Source organism: Candidatus Sysuiplasma acidicola (genome assembly GCA_019721035.1).
Taxonomy (GTDB): domain Archaea; phylum Thermoplasmatota; class Thermoplasmata; order Sysuiplasmatales; family Sysuiplasmataceae; genus Sysuiplasma; species Sysuiplasma acidicola.
In genome coordinates this window covers 10,679-19,544 of record JAHEAA010000024.1, presented here as the reverse complement: position 1 = coordinate 19,544, position 8,866 = coordinate 10,679, and the positions used below count along the sequence as shown (strand labels likewise).

Genomic DNA, 8,866 nt, shown 5'->3' with positions numbered 1-8,866 from the left:
TGAATTGGCAAACCCTGGTATCGTCTGTCATAGAATGGCCATCTATTTTGCGGGTTACGAAAGGTAATCCTAACTCATTCACAAGATCGCAATGTATCCGAACATTAATGATAACTATTCAGCTTTTTGGCACGACTGCTTGAGGAATCCTTGCAATGAACCAATCACTGATGGGTGATTTCAGGATGCGTTCGGTGAAATTGATCCCGCCTTTCAACGATGTTCTGTATAGCATTAGCATGGTATGAGCGGCCGGCACACTTCCACGTCCTCCTGCCGCCGCTGACCTTGCGGTGCAACAGACGTGGCACCCTTCCCCCTGAACACAGGTAATGAGCGAACGCACATTTACCGGATAGAGGCAGAGTCGATGTGAAAGTTTGTTAATAATGGAGAAAAGTCGTCACGAGAAGAACTCAAAACGAGGTTCTCGTTGAACTTATGCACAAAAATGTGCCAGCGCAACTGTTTCCATGTGCCTCTGTATACTGCAAAATTTTATGGATTGTGCTTGTTCAAATAGGCCGACTGGATTATAACAATCAAGGTGAAAAATTGCAAGGTGAGAAATTTAAGGAAACCTTTGCGTGCAGAGATGTGGGACTGGACTGCGAGTTCAAGACTGAGGCAGAGTCCAGAGAAGAGCTAATGCCCAAGATTACGGAACATGCCAAAAGTAAACACAATATGGCTACGATACCTGAGGACATGAAGAGAAAGGTTGATACGGCAATAAAAAGGAAGAACTGAATCAGAAACGCTACCCTTATCGGGAAGGAAGAATCGGGCACTCAGCAAGCGTCCGTAAGCCACCAACAATGAAAGGCTGAACAGGAACTTCAGCTGGATAGACGAGTGCTGGGAAGCCTGTCTTCCTAATTTTTTTGCAGCTGCAAAGCCACGGATTTCTTTAAGATGTTCAAACTCGGGTTTAGCCTGAAATTCTAATGAACAGTTTGTCGTCTTTGCCATATTTGAACAGGCACCAACTGTAATGGCATGGCATGCCTGAATCAACGCGTGTGGAGAGAACCCAAGTCCAGACGGGACACTGGAGACCATCCAGGGTCCCACAGATTGTTCCTATCGAAGCACGAACCGCCACGGTTTCTTCCGCAGGAAGCAAGCGTTGATACTGTAGAGGATGTCACCATATCGACCTGCATACCTTTAAGTAACAATACTCAACTGAATGAGGTTGTGAATGTATGAGCGGAATGATGAGACATAGCACTGGCACCAATACAAAAGAATCTAGACGGACCATAAGTGAGGTAACGGTTGCCAAGAGGACGGCAAATATCATCAGGAAAGCATCCCTTACTTTCTACCGCCTCAGCGAGTTGTGAATGATCTATCTCAAAGCTTCAGCCATTGAGAAGATTCATAGCCACACAATCGATTCGTTTAGAGGCTATCCGGGCGTTATCAACTCGAAATAACTCTATCATAGCAGATTTTGACGCACTCGTCAAGATTGGATCAAAATCGCGGAGAAGACGGACGGTCATGCAACCTCCTGAAACTTGATTGCCTTTTCCATTAACATTTCAGCTTGCTCCCGGCCTCTCGCTGGATACGAATACAGGTCTACGAAAAGTTGCACGTCGCTTACGACTTGCACATTTCCCAGCGCTCTGGCACCGGAAAATACACCATCATCGTAGGGGCGAAGGATAACAACATTCGCCCCACTAGTGACCGGTCTCAGATCCAGTTCCTTAACCAATCCTTCTACATCACCCTTGACGTAGAGCCAGACATCGTCATAGCGAACGTATGGCGCAACTTTGGAGGCGCCCGCCAAACCCGTCAACGCATATTTGACGTCGAGTTTCTTCGCGGCTTTTGCGATTTTCTCGCCTAAGGTATTGGAGTCTGTTTCAAATGAAAAGAATCTGTTGATAGTATTTTTCTCAAGAGACCAGTTGCTTGCCCAGTCGATAAGTAGCTGTCGTGGCTCCCTCAGGATGATGCTTTTGTCCACGTCTCTATTTACGTACCCCTTCTCCTCCAAACTCCTGATCACAAAATATACTCCGGCTGGACTCATGTCACATGTTTTCGCCAGATCTGTGACTCTAGCTCTAGCAGGTTGTCTGCTGATGAGTTCTCTGATGACCCGCGTAGCTTTTGGAGCAAAAATGCCCCTCATGTTCCTATTGTTTAATGTTCGTTCCAGGTTTCCAGTCCGATCAATGAGAATCGGACCGGATTCCACGAAGACGTTCCCTTCCAAATCCAAATATCCTATGCCTTCCTCCCTGCATAGCTCTCGTGCCCGTCTGCTCAAGTATGGTGCTGCAAACATCAGATATGAACTTGGTGAGGATCTGCTGAATCGTTTTAATTGAGTAACAGCTTGCTCGACCATCTTCGGTTCGCCTATACTCTTCACTTCGATGAATACACGCTTCCGAAAATCGTTGTATCGCAGTACCGCGGCAATGTCTGGCTTGGCCTCATTGAACGGCTGCGGGTTTATCTCTTCACTTTCGACTGTCAGGTTGGGGACAAGTAAAGGAAGGATGCCTGCTACCTTACTCACTACTTCTCTTTCAGACAGCCTTGATATTTTAATGATAGGCATTTTTTAACCAGCTGGTTAAACTACCTTTTCCATTTAATAGTTTTCAGGTAATATGTTCAGAACTTTCTGCATGTTTCTGCAACCGATCCATTCTCCTGAACCTCTTCTATGACCGCCATCTTCTCTTCCGGCGGCCATCCCCTTCTAGTTCTTGCCTCAATGTACTCCCTCTGGACCATCCTTTGGATATGCTGTTGTTTCGCACCCATATTTTCTTAGACCATTATTGGTGTGTTCGAACACTGGATCACATGTGATACCATATTGCGCATCTGTTTAGGGCAGACCGAATGGGAATCAAAGAGAATGCTGTCAATATCATGCATATTGACCCTCCCTGTGCCTGAGAATGGCCCATGAACCCTCGTTGACCTGAAGAGGATATACTGCCCATCTAGTATTTGCATGGTCCCTTATCAAATACCATTCATTTCCGGGGCCCTTCTAACGACGAACGGTTGAAGGAACCTGCTTAAATACTTTTCAATAAGTTGAAAAACGAAGCTCAACATATTTATAAGGGGGGAATTACATATTCATCATGTAGGTAACCCCGATTGGCGTTATCTGCCTAGTTGCTTATTAAATCGTGCCGCATCTAATATTTTTTTATTCTTTCTTTCAAATCCTTAGCTCTGATTTTTTCTATGTCGTAAGCGTCGGATAACTGATCGACGATTTCTTTAGATTTCTTCCCCATATAAATCACAGTATCGCCATCCCTTACCAAGACTGCGTCCTGGCTAGCGTTGTAGAATTGAATACAACCGCCTTTAATGTAGGCGTATTTAGTAGCGAGTCTGAAAATGGGCATCCTACGCAATTGTTTGCTGAAAGGCATTTCTTCCCCTTGCATCTCCGCCAATCCACCCGGAGTTTCCGCCAATGGCAGCGGATTGACCAATTGTTTTACGTCCTGTCTGTCCGCAATGAAAAATAACATCGGACGTTTGTAGAATGGAACCACATTAATTAACTCCTTTGAACGCCATGCGATGCTACCGAGCATCTTTTCGTCCAAAAACCTCGTTTCGACCTTGAATGAATAATCCTTCCATGCGTTTTCTATGTTGCCAGGGGTAAGCCTCCTAAATTCAGCATTCAATCTGCCCAATGAATAGAGTTTGGCGTCAGTCAAAAATGCGACTATGTCAGCGATGGAAATAAACGGATTACATTCATCCCCGTGCGGATAAACAACTGGCGTTGTCATTTTGAGCAGGTTGTCCCATGCCCACATTCTCTTGTATCTGAATCCGTCTATCAGAATATCAGAATCCACGCCCACATGCTTCGATTTATAAACAAATGCGGTTATTGCGGAAAAAGCAGGTGTGGCGCTCCTCAGAAAATTGTGTGTCTCGATTTCTTGGCTCGGGCAGCGTTCTCCGCCCACCGTTACATATGGTATCTTTCCTGGAGGCAGGACGATGTAAGAAAAAAATACAGAATCGATGTTATCCTGGATGCCCTTTACTAGCTGGTCGCAAAACGCAATGGTTCTGGCCAAATCATCTCCCAAATGTTCCATTATTTCGTGAGAGCCGAGGAACGGCATATCGCATTGAAATTTGAAACTGGTTCTCAATCTTTCGAACTCACTTTTTAGAGAATTTTCAAGGAAATCAGAATGTGAAGTAACTATACCTGAACCGAGAGGACTGAAGAAGCCAGTGGTTTTCTTTAACCTTTTGGAAGGGTCAGATGGATCGGTTACTTCAACAAGTCTGGTCCTATTGAATTCTTTCGCATCGAACGCGGCGACATTGCTCACAAAACATATAATGTGTCTGTTATATAAAAATGCAAGCTTGAAATATAGGTTGAAGGGGGTGGGCAGGCAGCGTCTGCTCGTGTAAATTACACGGCACAATTGTATTATGATTGAATCAAAAGTTATCGAGAGAGTATTGTTGACCGTGCCACAATTCTAATTTTAATTGTGCCTTGGCTATTCTGCCAATAAAGGAATTGATCAAATCCTACGATATTCGCCAGTTGCAAGCTGTTCTATGCCCTTAATTTCTTAGACAACAAATGTCCATTACAAGCCATTACTGCGGCATGATTCACTATTGCATGACAATTGGTATCAAAGACACTGTAGTCCATTTGAACGCCACCAGCGAATTCAACCGATCATGTAGGGCCGGGTTTAGAGTGCATCACAATGCACACTATGGAGGATGGAAGTACTTGGCAAAATTGGCAAAATTCCCGGACAGGCGCACCAAGGACATAATCGAACAGCAAGTTCTGACTATTTTGAGCTGACCAGTGATCTAACTCTGTTGAGGGTTTAAAAACGCCCCCTCATGGGTCTCATCTGTTGAAATTATCAAACTGTGCAGTCCACTTCGCAATCCTTTTATGCGGACCCATGAACTCAATCTCTCGCGGCAGGTTGCCGCAGGACTAAACAACATGAATAGCAAAAGATTTGCAAAGAGAATGAAGGACAGCGGAGTTTCGCCTGTCATTGCAACCATATTGATGGTGGCAATTACAGTCGTACTCGCGGCTGTTCTGTACGTGATGGTGAGCGGGTTCACTCACTCACCTGGGACCGCGAACAGCGCGGGATTGAACGAGGCACAGGCAACTGGTACCAGTTGGACGGTGACCGTATCTAGCGTATCAGCTTCCAATATCGGACTATCTAATCTTAAGATAGTAATTAGCGGCGGAAATGCGACGACTGATGGCACATTCACAATGGGAACTTTGAGTTCGACCGGTGCGTCGATGACGTTCTCAGTCGCTTCTTCACTCACGGGTTCGTTTACAATCTTGAGTGGCAATAGCGGAACATATCTGTCCGCAGGCGACTACTTTACCATCAGTAGCCCTGCCACCTGGGCAAGCGGATCTCTCCAGGGGCTAACAGTAACTTTGTACTCAGGCAACTCCAACCTTGGTTCCACAACGCTCTGAGTCAGCTCCCTCTTAAACCCTTTAACGCTTTTTCTAACTATAACTGTTTGGAATAACATTATCTTATAATCTATTTTCTTTAATAATTCGCTAGAACTATTCGATCGTGCATATACCATCTAATGGCTGCCGGGAAGAGAAAGGGCAAGGGGAAGAAGGGCATTTCTGAGAGAGGGCGGGAGAGACTGAAGAGATAAGAACTCCTCAGCAAAGGTGTCAGGAAGGCAGACATAGCCCGTACACTCGAAGTGAGCTGGAACACCGTCGGCAGAAGGGAAAAGAGGAGGAATAACGAGGGCAGCGGCTCATGGAAGGACGTGAAGCCTCCCGGTAAACCGTCGAAGCTGTCAGGGAAGCAGTGTCAGGCACTGATGAAGATACTCATGAAGGGAGCACTCGCTATGGACCACCCCCACTGACCTCTGGACGCTGAAGAGGGTGGCGGAGGTGATCAGAAGGAATTCGGTGTCGAATACAATGTCACGCATTTCCGGAGAGTGCTGCGTGACATGGGTTTCTCCTCCCAGGTCCCGCAGCTCGTCTCGAAGGAGTAGAATGATGTTTTGTGAACGATTGGCTGAGGAGGGAGTGGCCGAAGATACGTGCGTTTGCAAGAAGGAAGAGTATTGTTGCATGTGTGAGTACGGGGAACGCTCAAGGTCTGGGAACCAATGGAATATCATGAACACTGCCCATTGTCCCAAATCCCACAAGATAGGCAATAGTATCTGTACAACTTACGTACTGCATATTCAGCGATCTGACTTTGAGAGTGAACCACCATAGCAAGAGTTGAAGAGTAATGAACTTTGTAGAAAAGTTGGAACCGATAAGAGTGCTTGAAAAGCAGTCGGGTCTATCCAGGTTGCTGATTTTCCTTCTTCTCAATGGAGACTGCAACATAAGCTACATGATTGATGCTTCAAACATCAATCCAAATGTTGCATATACGTCTGTCAGGAAAGCAACCGATTTGCACCTGATTACTTCCGACTATGACGGCGGGTCCTTTCAGAGGATTAGAATGCTTAAACTAACAGACAAGGGGAGAAAGATAGCGGGGCACTTGAGCGTCATAAACGATATACTCGCCCATTAAAACAGGGCCTTCTTTCCACTTGATTCGACTCAAAGTGCGGTCTGAAAGTGAATTTCGTGAAAAACATAAATACCTTATTTTGCTTAATATACACAAGTGATCTGATGACAAACATGACATTTGCGGTACCAGAAGAGCTCTTGTCGATAATGAAGAAACACAAAGAAATCAAGTGGAGTGAGGTTGCGAGGCAGGCGCTACGTGAGAAGGCTGAAGAACTTAAGCTCATGGATCAGATAGTTTCCAAGAGCAAGCTTACTGACAAGGAGGCAATTGAAATTGGCCGGAAAATCAACGCCAGCCTTGCTAAGAGAAACGGGCTAAAATGAGAATAGTGGTCGATGCCAATGTACTCATTTCTGCATTGATAAAGAATGGAAAATCGAGAGAGGTTATAGTAAGCAGCATCTTTGAGTTGGTTTGCCGGAAGTACCTGGGTGAAGAGATATACAAACACCGAGAGTATATAGCAAGGAAATCAGGGCTCTCAACTGAAGAAATTATCCTGCTAACTAATTTGTTGCTGAGGCGAATACAAACAATACCAGACGGCATTTACAAGCGCAAACTGAAGGAGGCAAAACTTCTTATGAGGGCCGATCCAGGCGATGTGCCGTATGTTGCCTGCTTCCTAGCTATCGGGTGTGATGGAATATGGACAAACGACAACCATTTCACTGGAAACGACCGATTGGTTGTCTACAATACGGTTGAATTGCTGAGATTGGCGGAAAAGCGAGGCTGAGCTAATTCGTGCTGTGATTTCCCCTTTTCGTTCATCTGGGATTTGGAGTCCTCATGAAAGGGATAGGCACTTCTTTTCATTGTTTCCTTTCGTCAAACCACCTTCTCAACGAACATGTTTTTAAACCTCTTACCCTTGCATTTCAAAGACATTGAAGCAACGTTTCACAGGTGCTGGTTGGTGAAAAATACTGAAACCGAATACGATCCAATCCCGTGAATTATCAATGAGCGATAGGCAGACCGCAAATTCCTTAAGCAAAGCCTGCCGCTACGTTTGAACGGCCATGTTTAACGAAGAACAGCTTGAACCGATAAAGGTCATTGAGAAACAGTCCGGCCTTTCAAGGCTCCTCATATTTTTGTACCTGGAAGGCAGCAGCAACATTGGCTACATGATGGACGTCACAAACATTCATCACAACCAGGCCTATGCAGCAGTCAGGAAGGCAGTCGACCTGAAACTGATTACATCAACATACGGTGAGGAATCAAACTACAGGGTTAGAAAACTCGCGCTCACTGAAAAGGGAGAGACGATAGCCAGACTTCTGTGCAAAATCAACATGGCGCTATGCTCCATCGGAGGGCGCGACATGGAAAGCAGAAGAAGAATGGTGATGCACAAGAGCCCATTCACGCAATAGGCATCCTTGCCTGTTCTTCCGACAATCCTTCCATCGTTTCTGCGTGAAAATATTTCACATATCTGAAGCTGACCGGTTTGAATCCTGCTTCACTGATTGTGGCTACAGTTCTGCCGAGGGCATAACTCTTCAACTGTGCGTATGCCCATTCGCAGTTTACATGGAATCCCAAATAGATATCCATGGGACCCATGAAATTGCGCCACTGTAAAGAACTGAAATTCCTGTTCACCGTAAGGTAGACAGCCCATCCTCCGAGCAGACAAGCTTCATCTCCCGGCCAGGCGCGCACATTAAACAGCCAGGATCGAGAAACCTGAATCTCATAATGTTATAGTGTTAATTAGTGTTGCTTTTGGAGTTTGGACAGGTATGCTGTTTGGCCAATGGCTTGAAGTTGTTTGCACGTTCTTTCATTGCCCGTAACTGCTGATTATTTTCGCGGCGCTGGCCATTAATTGCGCCTTCAGACAATGACTGAGAATTCTATAAGAGGAGCACTGTTGGGCTGATCTAAAGCCCTGAATTCTCAGAGAGAGGCGATAGCAACTGTACAACTTACGTACTGCATATTCAGCAATTTGACTTCGGGATTCAATCACCATAGCTTTACTCAACAATTGCAATAGATAACGTGACGTGGGATATCTTCGTTGTCAGGCTTCAATCCAGATGGTTTCCGGGAGACCTTTGAAGTGCTTATCGCCGGTTAGAACTTTTGAATCTGTCATTCTTGCAACAGCCAGAACAAGACCATCGAATAAGCTGGGCTTCTTGAATCCCAGTTTCCTGGCCCTGGTCTCGAGTTGGAGATAAGCCTTACCTGCTTCAATCGCAACCTCATCATCTATG

The 8,866-nt window shown here is 45.5% G+C and carries 12 protein-coding genes; 8 read left to right on the top strand and 4 right to left on the bottom strand.

Translation table 11 applies throughout. The features are described from left to right. The first annotated feature begins 441 nt into the window (after positions 1 to 441). Positions 442 to 750 carry a DUF1059 domain-containing protein gene (locus tag KIS30_09355; protein ID MBX8646945.1) on the top strand — a complete coding sequence of 103 codons (309 nt, stop codon included), beginning with the start codon at positions 442 to 444 and terminating at the stop codon, positions 748 to 750. 757 nt (positions 751 to 1,507) lie between these two features. Here KIS30_09355 and KIS30_09350 read toward each other — a convergent pair. Together KIS30_09350 and KIS30_09345 are read right to left on the bottom strand one after the other, a co-directional pair. Then, a complete protein-coding gene (locus KIS30_09350; protein MBX8646944.1) occupies positions 1,508 to 2,590 on the bottom strand; it encodes a hypothetical protein in 1,083 nt (360 codons plus the stop codon). A 598-nt stretch (positions 2,591 to 3,188) separates the two neighbouring features. After that, on the bottom strand, positions 3,189 to 4,364 hold the full coding sequence (locus tag KIS30_09345) for a hypothetical protein (protein ID MBX8646943.1): 1,176 nt from the start codon (positions 4,362 to 4,364) through the stop codon (positions 3,189 to 3,191). A gap of 650 nt (positions 4,365 to 5,014) precedes the next feature. On the opposite strand from KIS30_09345, the gene KIS30_09340 reads away from it, so the two are divergent. The 7 genes from KIS30_09340 (at position 5,015) to KIS30_09310 (ending at position 8,014) form a co-directional block, all read left to right on the top strand. Then, positions 5,015 to 5,524 carry a type IV pilin gene (locus KIS30_09340; protein ID MBX8646942.1) on the top strand — a complete coding sequence of 170 codons (510 nt, stop codon included), beginning with the start codon at positions 5,015 to 5,017 and terminating at the stop codon, positions 5,522 to 5,524. Positions 5,525 to 5,772: 248 nt separating this feature from the next. Then, positions 5,773 to 5,943, top strand: coding sequence for a hypothetical protein (locus KIS30_09335; protein MBX8646941.1), 171 nt, complete (start codon positions 5,773 to 5,775; stop codon positions 5,941 to 5,943). A 3-nt stretch (positions 5,944 to 5,946) separates the two neighbouring features. Continuing rightward, the gene (locus tag KIS30_09330; GenBank protein ID MBX8646940.1) at positions 5,947 to 6,078 is read left to right on the top strand and encodes a winged helix-turn-helix domain-containing protein; all 132 of its coding nucleotides are present in this window, start codon (positions 5,947 to 5,949) and stop codon (positions 6,076 to 6,078) included. 248 nt (positions 6,079 to 6,326) lie between these two features. Continuing rightward, on the top strand, positions 6,327 to 6,623 hold the full coding sequence (locus tag KIS30_09325; GenBank protein ID MBX8646939.1) for a hypothetical protein: 297 nt from the start codon (positions 6,327 to 6,329) through the stop codon (positions 6,621 to 6,623). Between the two features lie 149 nt (positions 6,624 to 6,772). Next, entirely contained in the window at positions 6,773 to 6,952 is a 180-nt protein-coding gene (locus KIS30_09320; GenBank protein MBX8646938.1) for a hypothetical protein, read from the top strand. Further along, positions 6,949 to 7,368: a PIN domain-containing protein gene (locus KIS30_09315; GenBank protein MBX8646937.1), complete on the top strand. Its 420-nt coding sequence runs from the start codon at positions 6,949 to 6,951 to the stop codon at positions 7,366 to 7,368. Before KIS30_09320 ends, KIS30_09315 begins: the two co-directional genes overlap by 4 nt. Before the next feature lie 286 nt (positions 7,369 to 7,654). Continuing rightward, a complete protein-coding gene (locus KIS30_09310) occupies positions 7,655 to 8,014 on the top strand; it encodes a hypothetical protein (GenBank protein ID MBX8646936.1) in 360 nt (119 codons plus the stop codon). Here KIS30_09310 and KIS30_09305 read toward each other — a convergent pair. Together KIS30_09305 and KIS30_09300 are read right to left on the bottom strand one after the other, a co-directional pair. Then, on the bottom strand, positions 8,004 to 8,207 hold the full coding sequence (locus tag KIS30_09305; protein MBX8646935.1) for a hypothetical protein: 204 nt from the start codon (positions 8,205 to 8,207) through the stop codon (positions 8,004 to 8,006). The genes KIS30_09310 and KIS30_09305 overlap by 11 nt on opposite strands. A 463-nt stretch (positions 8,208 to 8,670) precedes the next feature. Continuing rightward, on the bottom strand, positions 8,671 to 8,866 hold a 196-nt coding region (locus KIS30_09300; protein MBX8646934.1), incomplete at its 5' end, for a type II toxin-antitoxin system VapC family toxin.

Excerpts from the sequence above, each read along its gene's own strand:
- KIS30_09340 (MBX8646942.1), top strand. The coding sequence starts at position 5,015 with ATGAATAGCAAAAGATTTGCAAAGAGAATGAAGGACAGCGGAGTTTCG.
- KIS30_09350 (MBX8646944.1), bottom strand. The coding sequence starts at position 2,590 with ATGCCTATCATTAAAATATCAAGGCTGTCTGAAAGAGAAGTAGTGAGT.
- KIS30_09325 (MBX8646939.1), top strand. The coding sequence starts at position 6,327 with ATGAACTTTGTAGAAAAGTTGGAACCGATAAGAGTGCTTGAAAAGCAG.
- KIS30_09315 (MBX8646937.1), top strand. The coding sequence starts at position 6,949 with ATGAGAATAGTGGTCGATGCCAATGTACTCATTTCTGCATTGATAAAG.
- KIS30_09320 (MBX8646938.1), top strand. The coding sequence starts at position 6,773 with ATGAAGAAACACAAAGAAATCAAGTGGAGTGAGGTTGCGAGGCAGGCG.
- KIS30_09310 (MBX8646936.1), top strand. The coding sequence starts at position 7,655 with ATGTTTAACGAAGAACAGCTTGAACCGATAAAGGTCATTGAGAAACAG.
- KIS30_09355 (MBX8646945.1), top strand. The coding sequence starts at position 442 with ATGCACAAAAATGTGCCAGCGCAACTGTTTCCATGTGCCTCTGTATAC.
- KIS30_09305 (MBX8646935.1), bottom strand. The coding sequence starts at position 8,207 with ATGGGTCCCATGGATATCTATTTGGGATTCCATGTAAACTGCGAATGG.